The 16284-nt window shown below is 56.4% G+C and carries 15 protein-coding genes; 5 read left to right on the forward strand and 10 right to left on the reverse strand.

The features are described from left to right. Nucleotides 1-68: 68 nt before the first annotated feature. Entirely contained in the window at nucleotides 69-2759 is a 2691-nt protein-coding gene (acnA, locus tag I9187_RS11365; RefSeq protein ID WP_209940196.1) for an aconitate hydratase AcnA, read from the reverse strand. A gap of 226 nt (nucleotides 2760-2985) precedes the next feature. Between acnA and I9187_RS11370 the strand changes: the two genes are divergently transcribed. Continuing rightward, nucleotides 2986-3687 (forward strand): DUF1223 domain-containing protein, encoded by a 702-nt coding sequence (locus I9187_RS11370; RefSeq protein ID WP_171727434.1) that lies wholly within the window; start codon nucleotides 2986-2988, stop codon nucleotides 3685-3687. On the opposite strand, the gene I9187_RS11375 is transcribed toward I9187_RS11370, so the two are convergent. From I9187_RS11375 to purB, 4 genes are all read right to left on the reverse strand, one after another. Then, the gene (locus I9187_RS11375) at nucleotides 3688-4611 is read right to left on the reverse strand and encodes a lysophospholipid acyltransferase family protein (protein ID WP_171179548.1); all 924 of its coding nucleotides are present in this window, start codon (nucleotides 4609-4611) and stop codon (nucleotides 3688-3690) included. A gap of 126 nt (nucleotides 4612-4737) precedes the next feature. Further along, nucleotides 4738-5832, reverse strand: coding sequence for a FliG C-terminal domain-containing protein (locus I9187_RS11380; protein ID WP_171179550.1), 1095 nt, complete (start codon nucleotides 5830-5832; stop codon nucleotides 4738-4740). Between the two features lie 69 nt (nucleotides 5833-5901). After that, a complete protein-coding gene (locus tag I9187_RS11385) occupies nucleotides 5902-6450 on the reverse strand; it encodes a hypothetical protein (RefSeq protein ID WP_171179552.1) in 549 nt (182 codons plus the stop codon). Nucleotides 6451-6829: 379 nt separating this feature from the next. Next, on the reverse strand, nucleotides 6830-8134 hold the full coding sequence (gene purB, locus I9187_RS11390; protein ID WP_171179555.1) for an adenylosuccinate lyase: 1305 nt from the start codon (nucleotides 8132-8134) through the stop codon (nucleotides 6830-6832). Nucleotides 8135-8222: 88 nt separating this feature from the next. On the opposite strand from purB, the gene I9187_RS11395 reads away from it, so the two are divergent. The 3 genes from I9187_RS11395 (at nucleotide 8223) to I9187_RS11405 (ending at nucleotide 9618) form a co-directional block, all read left to right on the forward strand. After that, nucleotides 8223-8555 (forward strand): hypothetical protein, encoded by a 333-nt coding sequence (locus tag I9187_RS11395; protein ID WP_171721495.1) that lies wholly within the window; start codon nucleotides 8223-8225, stop codon nucleotides 8553-8555. A gap of 166 nt (nucleotides 8556-8721) precedes the next feature. Continuing rightward, nucleotides 8722-9282, forward strand: coding sequence for a hypothetical protein (locus I9187_RS11400; protein ID WP_171179560.1), 561 nt, complete (start codon nucleotides 8722-8724; stop codon nucleotides 9280-9282). A 12-nt stretch (nucleotides 9283-9294) separates the two neighbouring features. After that, nucleotides 9295-9618 (forward strand): hypothetical protein, encoded by a 324-nt coding sequence (locus tag I9187_RS11405; RefSeq protein WP_171179562.1) that lies wholly within the window; start codon nucleotides 9295-9297, stop codon nucleotides 9616-9618. A 30-nt stretch (nucleotides 9619-9648) separates the two neighbouring features. Here I9187_RS11405 and I9187_RS11410 read toward each other — a convergent pair whose 3' ends face one another. Beyond that, nucleotides 9649-10863, reverse strand: coding sequence for a bifunctional alpha/beta hydrolase/OsmC family protein (locus I9187_RS11410; protein ID WP_171179564.1), 1215 nt, complete (start codon nucleotides 10861-10863; stop codon nucleotides 9649-9651). A 473-nt stretch (nucleotides 10864-11336) separates the two neighbouring features. Next, on the reverse strand, nucleotides 11337-12680 hold the full coding sequence (gene dddP / locus I9187_RS11415) for a dimethylsulfonioproprionate lyase DddP (protein WP_171618766.1): 1344 nt from the start codon (nucleotides 12678-12680) through the stop codon (nucleotides 11337-11339). 122 nt (nucleotides 12681-12802) lie between these two features. Between dddP and I9187_RS11420 the strand changes: the two genes are divergently transcribed. Beyond that, the gene (locus I9187_RS11420) at nucleotides 12803-13546 is read left to right on the forward strand and encodes a DUF3445 domain-containing protein (protein ID WP_171618768.1); all 744 of its coding nucleotides are present in this window, start codon (nucleotides 12803-12805) and stop codon (nucleotides 13544-13546) included. A gap of 35 nt (nucleotides 13547-13581) precedes the next feature. On the opposite strand, the gene I9187_RS11425 is transcribed toward I9187_RS11420, so the two are convergent. The 3 genes from I9187_RS11425 to I9187_RS11435 form a co-directional block, all read right to left on the reverse strand. Then, nucleotides 13582-14493 (reverse strand): hypothetical protein, encoded by a 912-nt coding sequence (locus I9187_RS11425; protein WP_348540091.1) that lies wholly within the window; start codon nucleotides 14491-14493, stop codon nucleotides 13582-13584. A 199-nt stretch (nucleotides 14494-14692) separates the two neighbouring features. Continuing rightward, the gene (locus I9187_RS11430; RefSeq protein ID WP_209940197.1) at nucleotides 14693-15481 is read right to left on the reverse strand and encodes a lytic transglycosylase domain-containing protein; all 789 of its coding nucleotides are present in this window, start codon (nucleotides 15479-15481) and stop codon (nucleotides 14693-14695) included. A gap of 66 nt (nucleotides 15482-15547) precedes the next feature. After that, entirely contained in the window at nucleotides 15548-16183 is a 636-nt protein-coding gene (locus I9187_RS11435; protein WP_171179574.1) for an MSMEG_1061 family FMN-dependent PPOX-type flavoprotein, read from the reverse strand. Nucleotides 16184-16284 lie beyond the last annotated feature (101 nt).

Consider the following 16284-nt stretch of genomic DNA (forward strand, 5'->3'; position numbering starts at 1 on the left):
ATGAATGGCTAGAAAACAAAACCCCCGGCGCTTGGCCGGGGGTTTAATTCGCACGTTATGCTGTCAAGTCACGATGCCTTCGCAAGATTACGCAGTACATAGTGAAGCACGCCGCCGTTTTCGATGTACTCAATCTCGGGTGCGGTATCGATGCGGCACTTCAGGGTGATGGTCTTCTCACTTCCGTCGCCATAAACGATTGTGCAGGGCACCTCTTGCAGGGGCTCAACCGAATCCAATCCGTGGATTGAGACGGTTTCATCCCCTTTCAGGCCAAGCGTCTTGCGTGTGTCACCCCCTGTGAATTCGAATGGAATGACGCCCATACCAACCAGGTTTGACCGGTGGATACGCTCAAAGCTTTCGGCGATGACGGCTTTCACACCCAGCAACGCGGTGCCTTTGGCCGCCCAGTCGCGCGACGAGCCTGCACCGTATTGTTCGCCACCAAAGACAACCAGCGGTGTGCCCTGTTCCTGATAGGCCATCGATGCGTCGTAGATCGATGTTTGTTCGCCATCCGGGCCTTTGGTGTAGCCGCCTTCGACGCCATCCAGCATCTCGTTCTTGATGCGGATATTGGCGAAGGTGCCACGCATCATGACCTCGTGATTGCCGCGGCGTGAGCCGTAAGAGTTGAACTCGCGCGGCTGCACTTGACGTTCGATCAGATACTGGCCAGCGGGCGAGGTCGACGCAAATGACCCGGCAGGCGAGATATGGTCGGTTGTGACCATGTCGCCCAGAATCGCCAGCACCTTGGCCCCTTCGATATTCGAAATCGTGCCTGGCTCTACGCCCATACCTTGGAAATAGGGCGGGTTCTGGATGTATGTCGAGGTTGGTGGCCAGTCATAGGTTTCCTGTTGAGGCACCTCAACTTCGCGCCATTTCTCGTCGCCTTTGAACACGTCGGCGTATTTCGATTGGAACGCCTCGCGGGTCACGGTCGCCTCGACCAGTTCCGCGATTTCGCTCTGGCTTGGCCAGATGTCTTTCATGAAGACATCGTTGCCATCCTTGTCTTGACCAATCGGTTCGGATGTCAGGTCGATATCCATTGTTCCCGCCAGTGCGTAGACAACCACCAGCGGCGGTGAGGCCAGATAGTTTGCGCGCACATCCGGCGAGATTCGACCCTCGAAGTTGCGGTTGCCGGACAGAACCGACGTGGCAACCAGATCGCCTTCGGAAATTGCCTCGGATATTTCTTTCTGGATCGGGCCCGAGTTGCCGATACAGGTGGTGCAGCCATATCCCACAAGGTTGAACCCGATCTTGTCTAGATCGTCTTGCAATCCTGCAGCTTCGAGATAGGCCGACACCACTTGCGATCCCGGCGCCAGAGAGGTCTTGACCCAGGGCTTGCGATCCAGTCCCAGTGCCGCGGCCTTGCGGGCCACCAGACCCGCGCCGATCATGACGTAGGGGTTCGACGTGTTGGTGCAGGAAGTGATCGAGGCAATCACGACTTTGCCCGACTCCATGCCATAGTTTTCGCCCTTGACTTCGACCTGCTTGCCCATCGGGCGTTTGAAAGTCTCTGCCATTTCCTGCGTAAAGGCCGCCTTGGCGTCGGTCAGCGCAACATAGTCCTGCGGACGCTTCGGGCCCGAGATCGCCGGAACGATCGTGCCCATGTCTAGCGTCAGGGTATCGGTGTAGATCGGAGCGTAGTCCGCGTCACGCCAGAGGCCGTTTTCTTTGGCATAGGCTTCAACCAATGCCAGACGGTCTTCGTCACGCCCGGTGTTGCGCATGTAGCGTAAGGTTTCTCCGTCAATAGGGAAGAAGCCGCAGGTCGCGCCATATTCCGGGGCCATGTTGGCGATAGTGGCGCGGTCGGCCAATGGCAGGCGGTCCAAACCTTCGCCATAGAATTCAACGAACTTACCGACAACGCCCTTTTCGCGCAGCATCTCCACGACTTTCAGAACAAGGTCGGTGCCGGTGGTGCCTTCGACCATCGAACCCGTCAGTTCAAAACCCACAACCTCGGGGATCAACATCGAGATTGGCTGACCCAGCATCGCGGCCTCGGCCTCGATCCCGCCAACGCCCCAACCCAGAACGGCCATGCCGTTCACCATAGTGGTGTGGCTGTCGGTGCCAACCAGCGTATCGGGATAGGCGACTTCTTCGCCGTTTTGATCCGTGTCGGCCCAGACGGTTTGAGCCAGATATTCCAGGTTCACCTGATGGCAAATCCCAGTGCCGGGAGGCACCACGCGGAAGTTGTTAAAGGCATTCTGACCCCATTTCAGGAACTGGTACCGCTCCATGTTGCGTTCATACTCGCGGTCCACGTTCATCTGGAATGCACGCGGATTGCCAAATTCGTCAATCATGACCGAATGGTCGATGACCAGATCAACCGGGTTCAGCGGGTTGATCTTTTGTGCGTCGCCACCCAGCGCCTTGATACCGTCGCGCATCGCGGCCAGGTCGACGACAGCCGGAACACCGGTGAAGTCCTGCATCAAGACGCGGGCAGGGCGGTATGCGATTTCGCGCGGGTTCTTACCGCGGTTTACACCCCATTCAGCAAAGGCCTTGATGTCGTCGGTTGAGACAGAAAACCCGTCATCCTCGAACCGCAGCATATTTTCCAGAACCACTTTCAGTGCGGCAGGCAGTTTTGAGAAATCCCCCAAACCGGCCTCTTGCGCGGCGGGGATCGAGTAATAGGAAATGGACTTACCACTCACGCTCAGGCTGCGGCGTGTCTTGGCGGTATCCTGTCCGACTTTGATGGGCATCAGTGGCCTCCCTCTCAAATGACTTGGATAATAGGATTTGCTGTCTGATATCTGCATCACGAAGGCCCTTGGTTCAAGGTTGAACGGGCACAAAGGAGTAATTTTTGTATACCATTGCACACATTTACGGAGGTAAACATGTATTCCAGCCTCAAGAAACCTTGATTGGTCGTTGAATGCCAAAGCAGCTATTTCTGAAAATCAACCGCCCAAACCGAGAGTCCACATGTTCAGATCCGCCGCTGTAACCGCCCTGATGTCCTGGCTTTTGGCTGCCTCTGCTGCGGCTGAGAGCGACCCTGTGGTGGTTGAGTTGTTTACGTCGCAGGGGTGCTCCTCTTGCCCTCCGGCAGACCGGTTGATGCACGACCTGGCCAAGCGGGACGATGTGATTGGCCTGGCGTTGCACGTGGATTATTGGGATTACATCGGTTGGAAGGACGAATATGCCGACCCGGATCATACTTTGCGGCAGCGGGCGTATGCGCGGGAAGGCGGTCGTTCGATGATCTACACGCCACAGATGGTGATCAATGGGCAGCATGATGTTGTGGGCGCGCAGTCACGTGAGCTCGACCGCTTGATTGACGCTCATTTCAAGGCGACACCCGAAGCGTCGGTGACTGCAACCCGGACAGCAGATGAAGTAACCGTGAATGTCACGCCCGTAGTATTGCCGGAGGGCGAGACCTACGACGTGCGTATCGTACAGTATTCGCCGATGCGCCACGCCTCGATCCGCCGCGGAGAACTGGCTGGGCACGATCTGGACTATGCCAACGTTGTCGAAACATGGCAGATGGCAGGGCAGTGGGATGGGGCTGCACCACAAACCTTCTCAGCCCAGCTTGGGTCAGACCTGCCGGCGGTTGTTTTGGTGCAACGTGCGGGTCATGGTCCCATTGTCGCCGCAACGCGGGTTAAGTGATCAGGGCATCTCGTCCGGTGCAATGCCAAGCCCGTTCCAATGCTTCCAGCGGCGGTGGATCCAGAACCACTGACCCATATGCTGACGTACCATCTTCTCAAGGTCGTCATTGGTGAATTGCGTCATCGTTTTCGGGTCAGTGTGCGGAACCGGATCGTGCAGTATGATTTCGAAATCGATGCCGTTTGGCTGGCGCACGGCATAACATGGGATCAGTTCCGCGTTGTATTTCATCGCCAGTTCCGCGTTCAGCACAGATGTGACAGCGGGTTTGCCGAAGAATACAAGCTCTTCCCCGCCCATCGCATGGAGATCGGACACAATTGCAATGATCCCGCCCTTTTTCAGCGTGCGCACCATCTCAACCATTCCGCGCCGCCCCTGCTCGAACATGGGCGCACCGGTTTTATAAAAGGCCTCGACATAGGCGTCGTTGAAGTAAGGATTAGCCATGCGGCGATACAGGCAGCCAATCGGTTGGCCGCTGTGTTTTTGCAAGGCAATGCGCGCGGCCAGATAGTGCCCAAAATGCGCAGTGATCATCATGACCGGACGCCCTTCGGCGATGGCCGCATCAAAGGCCGCAATACCAGGGCCGGAAATTTTCGCTGTACTTTGACGCTCAGTAAATCCTTCTGGCGAGAAATGCTCCATGATCGCCCGACCGGCGTTGTCGGGTACGTCACGGCAAATCTTTTTGACCTCGGCTTCGGACAGGTCAGGGCAGGTGAGCTTCAGGTTCCGCCGGATGCGTGTACGAAACCCCACGACCGGGGTCAAAACGCGCATAATCGCGCCCATGGTTGAGATGCGCCGCTCATACGGGAGAAGGCGCATAGCACCGATAACCCCCTGAAGGAACAGATTGGCGACATAGTATTTTCCAAGCTCAAACTTGCTGAGCTCCGACTTTTCGACGGGCATGGAGGCGTCTCACCGCGTGATGGGTATTTCCGTGCCAGACATACAGGCCGATCTTGGCAAGCTCAAGCGTTCAGCAAGACGATGGGCAAACTGAGCATGTTAAGGGGCAAACCTGCTAACCTGATGCTACTCAGCCTCTTCCTCAGTTTCGACCAGAGCGATTGTTCCTGCATCAACCAGTGTTCGAATGGCGCCAACCACCTGAGTCATCGCTTCTTCGGCCTCGGATTGTTTGACTCGTCCGCGTTCACCCATTTCCTCACGCAGGTTTTCCGCCATGCGTGACGAGATATTTGTCAGCAGAAATTCAACCGATGCCTTGTCGTCATCTGCCGCAGCTCCGGCCAGGGCTGTTACAAGCACGGCTTGGTCCACTTCGCGCAGGATGGCCGGAACATCGCGGGCTGTAATGCGGTTCGAAATATGCGCAAAGGTGAAGATCGACTGGCGTACGAGTTCTGCAAAGGCGGCATCGTCTTCATCCAATGCGTTCAACAAGTCGTCGCGGGTGGCCGCGGCTGACTGGTTTAAGATCGCGCCAACGCGTGCGCTGGGGCCGTCATCAAACGCCTGCACCGGGCGCTGATCCAGTTGCGCGGCCAGAGACCAGCCGATCCGCTCGACCGCCTCTGGGGTAACGTTCGCTGTTTTCGAGACAGCAAAGGTGATCCTACGCGCCACAGGGCCGGGCATTTGCCCAAGCATCTGAGCGGCTTGCGCGGTATCCATCTTTGACAACATCACTGCGGCCACTTCGGTGCTTTCCGCTTGGGCCATGGCTGCAAGATCTTCGACAGGGATGTCGCGCAGCCTTTGCCACGGGTCACCAACCTGTCGTATCCCGGCCACCTTGCGCAGGCGTGCCGCTGTTTTCGGGGCAATCTTGCCGGTTACCGCATCCAACGCCCCAGCCAAGCCATGCGGAAAGGCCAGGCCGATGTTATCCAGTGCTTCGCCGAACTCCTGCGCCACGGCATCCAGTGTCACGCGGTCCACAAGACCCATTTCGCCAAGCTGATGGGTTAATTTTTCTTGCAGATCGTCAGGGAGTTCCTCAAGCGGAAGATCCGCGCCTTCGCTCAGCAGAAGGCGGACGACAATCGCTGCTTTTTGTCGGTTGCTCAATGTCCGGGGAACAAGCCGTGGTTTATCGTCATTCCCCTTGGCAAGCGGAGCAGCTGCTCCGGGTGCCGTGTGTATCAACGCGTTTGTGTCCTGCATCTGCCTGTGGTGCCAAAATTTCTGAACCACAGGCAGATTACGGAGAATCGGGTTAAATAACCTTGAAGTTTAGTAGTTATAGGTCAGCCCGGTGCGGATGGCTTCGCGCAGCGATGCCTCGGCCCAGGTTCCTTCGCCGCCACGAGTTTTGATCTCGCGCCATTGCTCGATCGCCAGATCGGTTCTGCCTTCGGCGACAAAGCCCTGTCCCATATAACTGCGGGCAAGGATGTTGTCGGGGTTGGATTCGATGGCGTTGGTGTAGAAGGCGTTTGCCAGCTCAAGCTCACCCATTTTGCGGTAAGTAAAACCCCAATATGTCAGGACGCGATCATCGTTCTGATCCATGATGCGCAGAATGTTCTGAGCGTTCTCGAATTGCCCGTCATAAGCCAGCTCGCGCACGGCGTCATACAGTTCATCATCGGTGAAATTGGTCTTGTTCGGTTTGACACAACGCCCCGCGTCCTTGTCGTAGACGCGGCCAAAAAGGCATCTCTTGGTCGTGTTCGTTGGTTTTGGTGGGGTCGTGGTGCTGCCACCGTCGCCGGCTGCATACAAAGCCGGCGCAAAGGCAAAAGCCTGAAGGGCAATAGCTGAAACTAAAACAAGGCGCATTTTCCTACTCCGTTCTCTGGGCTGCTCTGATCAAGCATAGCGCGATTTGATAAAAGGCTAACAATTGCGCTGCCTCTTTTATTCACAAGTAGGAAAGAAAAACCTCAGCTATTGACAGTTTTTACGCAGCTATGGGCTTCGGCGTCCCATTGTGTTCCCGGCGCGCAGGACTGCGTTTGTTCAGTATGGGCGCTGCAGGCCAAGGCGACAGAGGCTGAGCAGCCAAGGGCCAATGCGCAAATCAAAGTCCGGATCATCAAGCTTCTCCTGTTCGGGAATGCGCGGACAAGATAACCGATTTTTGATGATCCGGCAAAAGAACAAGGCCCGGATCGCTGCGTACGAACCGGGCCCCTGAACTGTTTGATCTGCTTGATTTTTACTCGCCAAACACACGGGCAAAGATCGTATCGACATGCTTGGTGTGATAGCCAAGGTCGAATTTTTCTTCGATTTCTTCAGGGCTGAGCGCAGCGGTGACATCCGCATCTGCCAGCAACTCTTGCTTGAAGTCGGTCCGGTGTTCCCAGACCTTCAGCGCGTTGCGTTGGACCATGGCGTATGCGTCTTCACGGCTGACACCGGCTTGGGTCAGTGCCAACAAAACCCTCTGGCTCATGACAAGGCCGGGGAACTTGTTCATGTTCTCGAGCATGTTCTCGGGGAAGATCAGCATCTTGTCGATCACACCTGTCAGTCGTGCCAGCGCAAAGTCCAGGGTGATTGTCGCGTCCGGTCCGATCATGCGTTCGACTGAAGAGTGCGAGATGTCGCGCTCGTGCCAGAGCGCCACGTTTTCCATCGCCGGGATCACGGCCGCGCGCACCATGCGCGCCAGACCTGTCAGGTTCTCGGTCAGAACAGGGTTTTTCTTGTGTGGCATGGCCGAGGAGCCTTTCTGACCCATCGAGAAGAACTCGGCGCCCTCCAGCACTTCGGTCCGCTGCATGTGGCGGATTTCTATGGCGATATTCTCGATGCTGCTGGAGATCACACCTAGCGTAGCAAAGAAGGCCGCGTGGCGGTCGCGCGGGATGACTTGTGTGCTGATCGGTTCCGGCACAAGCCCCATCTGGTCGCAGACATGTTCCTCAACACGCGGATCGATATTGGCGAAGGTGCCAACTGCGCCGCTGATCGCGCCGGTGGCGATTTCCGCGCGAGCGTCACGCATCCGAGACAGGTTGCGATCCATCTCGGCATAGAACCGGGCAAAGGTCAGGCCCATGGTGGTAGGCTCTGCGTGGATGCCATGGCTGCGACCGATGCGAACGGTGTTTTTGTGTTCAATCGCGCGACGCTTGAGCGCGGCCAGAAGGCCTTCGAGATCGGCGATCAGCAGGTCCGCAGCACGGGTCAGCTGTACGTTCAAACAGGTATCCAGCACGTCCGAGCTGGTCATTCCCTGATGCACAAAACGGGCTTCTTCGCTGCCCACATGCTCGGCCAGATGGGTCAGGAAGGCGATGACATCGTGTTTGGTGACGGCCTCAATCTCATCAATGCGGGCTACGTCGAACTCCACATCCTTGGCTTTCCACACGGCCTCGGCATTTTCGCGCGGGATGACGCCCAGATCGGCCATGGCGTCGCAGGCATGTGCCTCGATCTCGTACCAGATGCGAAACTTGGTCTGAGGCGACCAGATGGCGACCATGTCAGGGCGGGAATAACGGGGAATCATTGGCGGCAGCACCTTTATGTGGTTGGGATGAGGCGTTGGCGCGGGGTTTAGCCCCGAGCGCGTTAGGGAACAAGACGTGAGAGCGGGTATGAGACGGTTTGCCCTGATTTTGGCCCTTTGGCCGGGTGTTTTGGCCGCAGATGGCTTCCAGAAATTGTCCGGCGAGGAAATCCTTGCAGCTTTGACGGGCCAGAAATTGGAATATGGCAGCGGGGTCTGGCAAACTTTCGACTCCAGTATGGTCACGCAATATTTCTCGGGTGGGCCGAGTGCAGGTCGCTGGGTGGTGCGCGAAGACCAGTATTGCTCGATCTGGCCACCTTCGGACCTTTGGGCTTGCTACGACGTTTTTCGGAACGAGGATACGATCCGTTTCGTCGACGATGCCGGGGGGCGGACAGATGGCACATTTGCCCAATAAGCGGGCGTGCTGACCTAACGCGTTCAAGACCTGTTGGCACTGGCCGCAGCGCCAGGAAAGTGGATATGCGCGGGTTCAATCCACCTGATCACGACGCGCCAGCACTGGACAAACCGCGCCTTGAAAGTTCAAGCTGTGCGTGAGGAAACTATCAGGTTATTGAGATATGCGTTTATTTTCAGGTCCATTGCTTGCTGCATGCGCTGCCATTTGGTTGGGTGGGGTAGGGTCCGCAGCAGCTGATACCCCGGTGACTTATACTCAGGATGGCCGCGCACTGTTCGGCTTTCATGTTCCAGACTTTTGGGCGCTGCGTACAGGTGGCCCGCGCGAAATCGAAGATACCGAGTTGGGGGATACGCGTGCCGTGTCCCGCGTCATGGGGATGCGCCCGGTTACTGATGATACTGTCTGGATGGGCTTTGTCTCGCCCGCTGGTGTCGCGACCATTGAGGATGGCGTCCGCTATTTGCAGGATATCGACAAGTTTCTGGTCAAGGACCCGACCATCACCAGCACCAGCGACACCCGCATCGGTGGATTGCCGGCGCGTGTTTTTCGGGGAACCGGGCGTCGGGAAAGCAAAGGAGTCAGCTTTACCGCGGCCCTAATTGATCTGCCAAAAAACCGCGTTGCAGTTGCCGTGGCCATCCTTCGTGACGGCGCTAATCCAGATTATGCCGACGATCTGAACGCGGTTTTCGCGTCGTTCCGGTCGTTCCAGTAAGGGGAGGGTGCTATGAGTTTGCGAAACATCAGACGGATTTCTCTTGCGCTGGGGCTGGGGGCTGCGACGTTTTCACTGTCGGCCTGTGATGGTGTCTCGGTCGGGGTCGGTTATGGGTATGACCCGTTTTATGACTCGATGCTCTGGAACGATTACTACCGTCGTGACGTCAATATCGACATCGATCGGCCAGATCGACCAAACCGTCCAGATCGGCCAACGCGCCCTGATCGGCCACAGCCGCCGGTTGCCAAACCGCCTGCACGGCCAAGGCCGCCAACGGCGCGCCCGCCCGCTGCACGGCCGCCTATTCACCGGCCATCGCCGCGTCGTTGATCGCAAAGGCCGCACAGGGGCGGCCTTTTTCTATGGCAGAAGCTCAGTTGTTATATGGGCTGAACCCTCAAGCGTCCGGTGCACAGGGCACTTGTCCGCAATTTCCAGCAAGCGTTGCTTTTGCGCTTGATCCAGCGGGCCGATCAATCGGATTTTGCGACGGAACTGATCCACCTTTCCTTCATTCGCCAGCCCGGCGTCCTGAGCGTGAACCTTGTCGTGACAGACATCCACGCTCACCTTTTTCAACGGCCAGTTCTTTCGGCGCGCATACATGCGTATGGTCATGGATGTACAGGCACCCAGACCGGATGAGACAAAGCCGTAAGGCGACATGCCCTTATCCGTACCGCCGTAAGAAGCTGGTTCATCCGCGACCGCGTGGTGATGCGGACCGGCCTGAATATCCTGCATATAACCGCTTGGGTCTGCTTCGGTCACACGGACGACGCCTTCCGGGGCGCCTGGCGGCGGGGCGGGCGGGCACAGTTTCACATACCGCGAAACCCAAGCTGATATCACATCGGCTGCGTATTCGGCATCGGCCGCGCGCGTGATCAGATGATCGGCATCATCAAGGGTCACAAAGCTTTTTGGATGCTTCGCCGCCAAGAAGATGGTGCTGGCATTGTCTATGCTGACCGTTTCGTCGCGTGGCGCGTGCAGGATCAATAAAGCGGCTTTTAGGTCGGTGATCGCTGCGGTCAGGGCGGATTGGGCAATGTCATCCACAAAGGCCTTGCCGATGCGGAACGGGCGCCCACCCAAAGTCACCTCGGCGCTTCCGTCCTGTTCGATCTGAGGCAGCGCCTCTTCGAAGTGATGTGAGACGTGACCGGGATCTGCTGGCGCGCCCAGTGTCACAACAGCCTTTACCGTTGGAATGCCAGCGCGTGCACGCAAAACCGCCGCACCGCCCAGCGAATGGCCGATCAACAAGGACGGTGCCATGTTCCGCCCCGCCAGAAATTGCGCAGCAGCGATCAAATCCTGGACATTCGAGGTGAAGGTCGTATTGGCAAACTCGCCCTCAGAATGGCCCAGCCCCGTAAAGTCAAAGCGCAGTACTGCAATCCCCATCGCTGCCAAGCGCGCCGAAATGCGCCGGGCTGCGGGGATGTCTTTGGAGCAGGTAAAACAATGGGCAAAGAGCGCTGTCGCCAGCACCGGGCCGTCAGGCAGATCCAGTCGTGCGGCCAATTGGCTGCCGTCATGTCCGGCAAAGGTAATGCGTTCCGTGGGCATGTCGGCTCCTTGAATGGGTTGGGGGAACACGAACAATACTGTGTTCATGTTGGTCTGGTCTCAACCCTTATGTCAGTCGCGTCACGGGAAGGTGAGAACTGAGCACGTGTCGTTTCACCCGAATATCATCACTACGCTGAAGGTTTGAAAGGCGATTTGCATTTCTGGGAGTCACATCAAGTATTGTGAAGTAATGTCGGCCAAACATTCATTTCACTTATTCTCGGTGTGAACACAACTATGCAGCGAAGATGTTGCATTAGGAGATATACATGTCACACGCAGAATTCACCGCCCGCCCGAGACGCGCCCGCTGTGGGTCATCGCGCTGCTGCTGGCCGGTCTCATTGGATTTGCAATCGGACAGTCCTGGCCCGCAAATCTAACAGGGCCACAGGTTCAAGACGAACCAGTTCTTGAAGACTGGCACGGAAATGTCCGCAGATCGCACTGGTCAGAGTGAGGCTTAGGTCTCACTCCAACCCCATCAAGCGGGGATCAAATGGGTACTTGGTCAGGTTCTCGTACCCGTCTTCGGTAATGAGAACCTGATCTTCTAGCTTGATGCTAAAGTCACCACCGACCTCGCCAACGCAAGCTTCGACACACAAAACCATTCCCGGTTCCAGCGCATAGTCATAGGATCCTTCGACGGCCTTATCCGGATAAGCCACAAGCGGCCATTCGTCACAAAGGCCAACGCCGTGCATCAGGCAGCCGTATTTCTGCGCCTGAAACTTGTCGTCCAACCTGTGAGAGTTTGCTGTCAGTTCCGGAATCATCACGCCGGGTTTGAGCATTTCCATGTTGGTCATGATGTGTTCATGCGCGTGCTGCATGGCATAGATCATGTCTTCACGCGGCTTCTGATCGCCAATCCACCAACTGCGGGAAATGTCGATGCAAATCCCGTATGACCCAATCAAGTCGGTGTCGAACGAGATGATCTCGTTCTGCTGGGTGATCCGAGGGCCGCATTCCTGAAACCAAGGATTGGTCCGCTGGCCCGAGGCCAGAAGGCGCGTTTCGATCCATTCTCCGCCACGTTTGATGTTTTCTGCATGCAGGACAGCCCAAATGTCGTCTTCCGAGGTTTTCCCATCGCCCACATTGGCACGCGCGAACTTTTCCATTTCTGCGACCGCTGTCTCGCAGGCGTGGCTGGCGCAGCGCATGGCGAGGATTTCGTCAGGCCCTTTGATGGCACGGGTCTTTTCGGTCAGCTCTTCGCCTTCCATGATCTCGAACCCTTGCGCCTCAAGTGCACGCAGGCCGTGCAGCATGATCTTGTCGACGGCCAGTCGCTTGTTGCCGCCACTGTGTTCTTCGATCAGCACCCGCACTTCGTTCGAGAACACATCCGCAGCAACGTCGACCTTGTCACCCCGGTCAAAGTAAAACAGATCGGCGCCCGAACGTTGTTCACGCACCAGGGGGTTGAATGTGCTGAGGAAGGGCGAATTCTTGTAGTCCCAAATCACCATATAGCCATCAGCGCACAGCAGAACCGCGCGAAACGGGTTATGCGTGTTCCAAAGCTGCATGTTGGTGCTGTCGGTGGCATAGCGAATGTTCAACGGGTCAAACATCAGCAAGCCGCCATAGCCGCGATCTGCAATGGCCCGTGTCAGTCGCTTCCAGCGGTGTTCCCGCATCCGCGTCAGGTTGGGCAGCTCAAGCCCCGCAGCGGCCCATTCGTCAAAGGCCAACTGCGTTGGCCCGATCTCAATCCGATCATTGTCGTTCGGAGTACCGTCACCCAACGTCGCGCCTTTGCTGGGGTCAATCTTGCGCGTGTCTCGGTAATGTTGATTCATGGCGGGCCTCTTTAAGTGCTGCGGCAAAACTAAAGAGCCGACCCGTATCGTCTGACAAAATTGCGACGGCGAGGCTGTCGTTTTCGACCGACACGTGGCTCCGTGCGTGCTAAGTCTTTGTCATGAGGCAGATTCTACAAAACACAATCCCGTATGATGTTGGTAATCCACGTGCTCTGCCCGGGATACAGCCCACAACACTTGAAGATTGGCTGCATCAGGACGAGGCGTTTTCCGGTCAAATGCAGCGCCGTGAAGAGCTGCTTTGTGATCACCGAGACGACGTTCTGGCCCTTGATCCGCAAGCCGAACCTGCCGCCCAAGAGCTGCTGGATATGGTCTTGGCGCGCGTTTACCCGTCAGCAGCTGAGGCAGTTGTCCGACCCGATGGCGCGACGGTCCTCATTGATCGCAGCCAACCGTTGGATACGTTGTGCAAATTGGTGCAGGAAGACTTCTGCATTCTTCAAAAACTCGGTGAAGAGCATGTTTTGACCGGGGCGATCCTGTGCTTTCCGGCCAGTTGGCGCTTGTTGGAAAAATTCATGCGGCCTCTGGTCGACATTCATGTGCCGGTTCAGAGTTACGACGCCAATATTGCAAAGCGTGTGCAAAGATTGTTCGACGGAATTCAGCCCGGTCGTCCGTTGTGGCGTTTCAATGCTCTTTGGTATGAGGATTCCGAGCTGTTCCAGCCCCGCAGTGCCCATGCCCGACGAGAAATCCCGGATCGGCGCGAGAACTCGTTTTTGCGGAGCGAGCGGCAAACTTTATTGCGTCTGCCCGAAACAAACGCGGTCGTGTTTTCCATCCACACTTATGTGCTGGCCGCGCACGCAGTTGCAGAAATGGAAAACCCCGCCTGACGGCGGGGCCTCCAAGGAGGGTCTTGGTAATTCAGTTACATGCCCAACGCATCTGCAACATCGGCAAACGCATTGCTGGCGTTCAGTGCTACAATGGCAAAAGTGAACACAAGCACCTGGGTATTCAGGCGGAAATCTTCGCCTCGGATCAGGTTGACGGCGGCCATTGACACAGCGATTGGCGCTGAAACGCTGGCCAGAACACCTGTCATGCACCAGCTGCTCAGCCGCAAGACATCGCTTGGGCGTTCACCATCTTCTGTTATTTTGGCTCCAGGCGCGGTCTGGTCAAACGGGGGCGTGTCTTCGCTGCGGAACGCGATGCTGAGCAATTGCTCATCTGTAAGCTGGATCGGACGTGCCGTCGGGGCGTGAAGTGCACTAACAGTGTCGTCCAGCTCGGGCAGGTTGACGCCGGTGAACTGACCGGTCAGTGACTGAAAAATCTGTTTTCGGTCGCGCGTTGCGGGATTAGGCGCCAGGGTGTCGAAGGCGCTCATGAATTGTTCGACCGTTAGCACCGTGCTCGGCGAAAGCCATTCGACTCGCCGGGTCGAGCAGATATCGACCATGCGATACAAAATGACCACCAGCATCAGTTCCGAAATCTCAGTATCATCCAATAACGGGGACACGGGGGTGACTGATAGCACGAGCCGGTTTTGAGGATGTGACACGCGGGGTTTTGTTATGGTTTTTAACCCCGCGGCACGGTCCATACGCTCGTAACGGTCTTCCTGCTCGGGTGTGCCTGTATCCAGCGTAAGGCGAACCAAGTATTGGCTCGATACGATGCTGGCTTCGGAATAACTGAGCAACGCTTTGCGTTCGACCAGATGGCCATAATCTTCAAGCGTTGTGGCAACGATGGTTCCAAAACGCTCAAGAGCGCCGTTTGCGTCACCATCAAATTGCAGGCCGCCATGGTAGCTGTGCTTCCGAGCCACTGCTTTGTCCTTATTCAAGCTTTGTTCGAAAGACACTCTAGCAACCGTTCTGGGGCAGAATTTGGCGAAAAATGCAAAAAACCGAAATTTTCCCGCGATTGATTACGCTTTGGAAACCAAGAAACTAAAGGCTTTTGTTTGTCACTGTGGCGGAAATGTGGCGAAAACGGGTGCTGCGCATGTTTTCCGTGCGGCGACGTTATTGATCGATTCGGGAGGCCATGATCGCGATGGATTGCTGATACACTGAGGCTGCGTTCCACTGCTGCAATACACGGAAATTTGGCTCTCCTGGCTGATAGCCGCGCCCCGGTTTCCAGCCCTTCTTGCGAAGAAAATTTGCGGTTGAAGCCAGTGCGTCCGTCATGTTGTAGAAATCCACACGCCTGTCGCCGGTGGCATCGACCCCATAGGTCAGAGCATTGCCTGGCAGGAATTGCGTGTGGCCCAACTCGCCATGTTTTGCCCCTTTTGTCGCCATTGTGATACTCCCCTTGTCCACCAATTTCAGCGCCCCAATTGCGTGCGGAATAAAGAACTCGGATCGGCGACAATCATAGGCCAAAGTGGTTATTGCGGACACAACCTGGCTGTCGCCCATGAAGTTTCCAAATCCGGTTTCCATGCCATGAATGGCGATCAGCACGCCTGCTGGTACACCGTATTGGCGCTCGAACGCAGCATAATAGTTGGGGTTGGCGGCTTTGCGTTTGCGCCCTTGAGCGACGATAGTGTCGGCCCCTCGGACCCGCATGAATTTGTCCAATGAGTATTTAAAGCTTTTCTGATTGCGGTCCGCCTCGATGGTGCGCGTTGCGTATTGCGTTTGCGACAGCGCACGTAATCCCTTTTTTTTCACCCCGGCCTTTCGTGCCTGTTTCGCAAAATCGGTTTTCCACGCCTCAAAGCCAGCGCTGGTATTCCCGCATGGGGCGGCCAAAACGGGGGCGGTAAGAGACAAGGCAAGGATAGCAGCGAGGCGAAACATAGGTTCAATCCAACGAAGAAGAAATCTGACTTCAGCGTAGCGCGGGTGTCGAGATCGGAAAAGAAGCTAGTAGAGATCTAGCTCTCCTTTTTCCTTTAGCGTCTCAAACCATTCATTAGGGGTGGCCTTGATCCGGGCATGTTTTACCATCATGGCGTTCATGTTTGGCAGGTTGGACGCATCTGGCCACGCGTCGGGTTGCCACAGGTTTGATCGGATGACGCATTTGGGGCAATGCGCAAACACCGTATGAACGTGGATCAGCAGCGCCAGTTTAGGAGCATGGCCAGAGATGGCCATTTGCTCCAGTAGCTGCGGGTCCGCGCAGATTCGGGCTTCGCCTCGTAGTCTGAGTGTCTCCATCTTGCCAGGCACAAAGAATATCACACTGACACGCGGGTCCTTTAGAACGTTGTGAAAGGTATCCACCCGTTTGTTGCCTGGCCTGTCCGGGATCGCGATCAGTGTGTCAGACAATACCTGAACAAAACCAGCCGGGTCCCCCCTTGGTGAGATGTCCAGGTATCCGTCAGGGTTGGCCGAGGCGATCAAGCAGAACGGAGACGTTGCGATGAAGTCGCGGCACATCCGGTCCAGCGCGTTCAGTTCTTTGGCGAGGATCTGAGGCAGAGGGGAGCCTGTGATACGCTCAAGGTCCTCTGCCGTGGTCACAATGTTGGAAAACTGTGAAAAAGCGTTCATGCGATCTCTCCTGCATTGGGATCGATGGGCAGGAGTGTGAAAGATCAATACTAACGAAACAAGGGCGCCCGATTGGACGCCCTTGCAGATTTAAACCCAAG

The sequence above is a fragment of the Ruegeria sp. HKCCE4148 genome, from assembly GCF_017872495.1.
Lineage (GTDB): Bacteria > Pseudomonadota > Alphaproteobacteria > Rhodobacterales > Rhodobacteraceae > Ruegeria.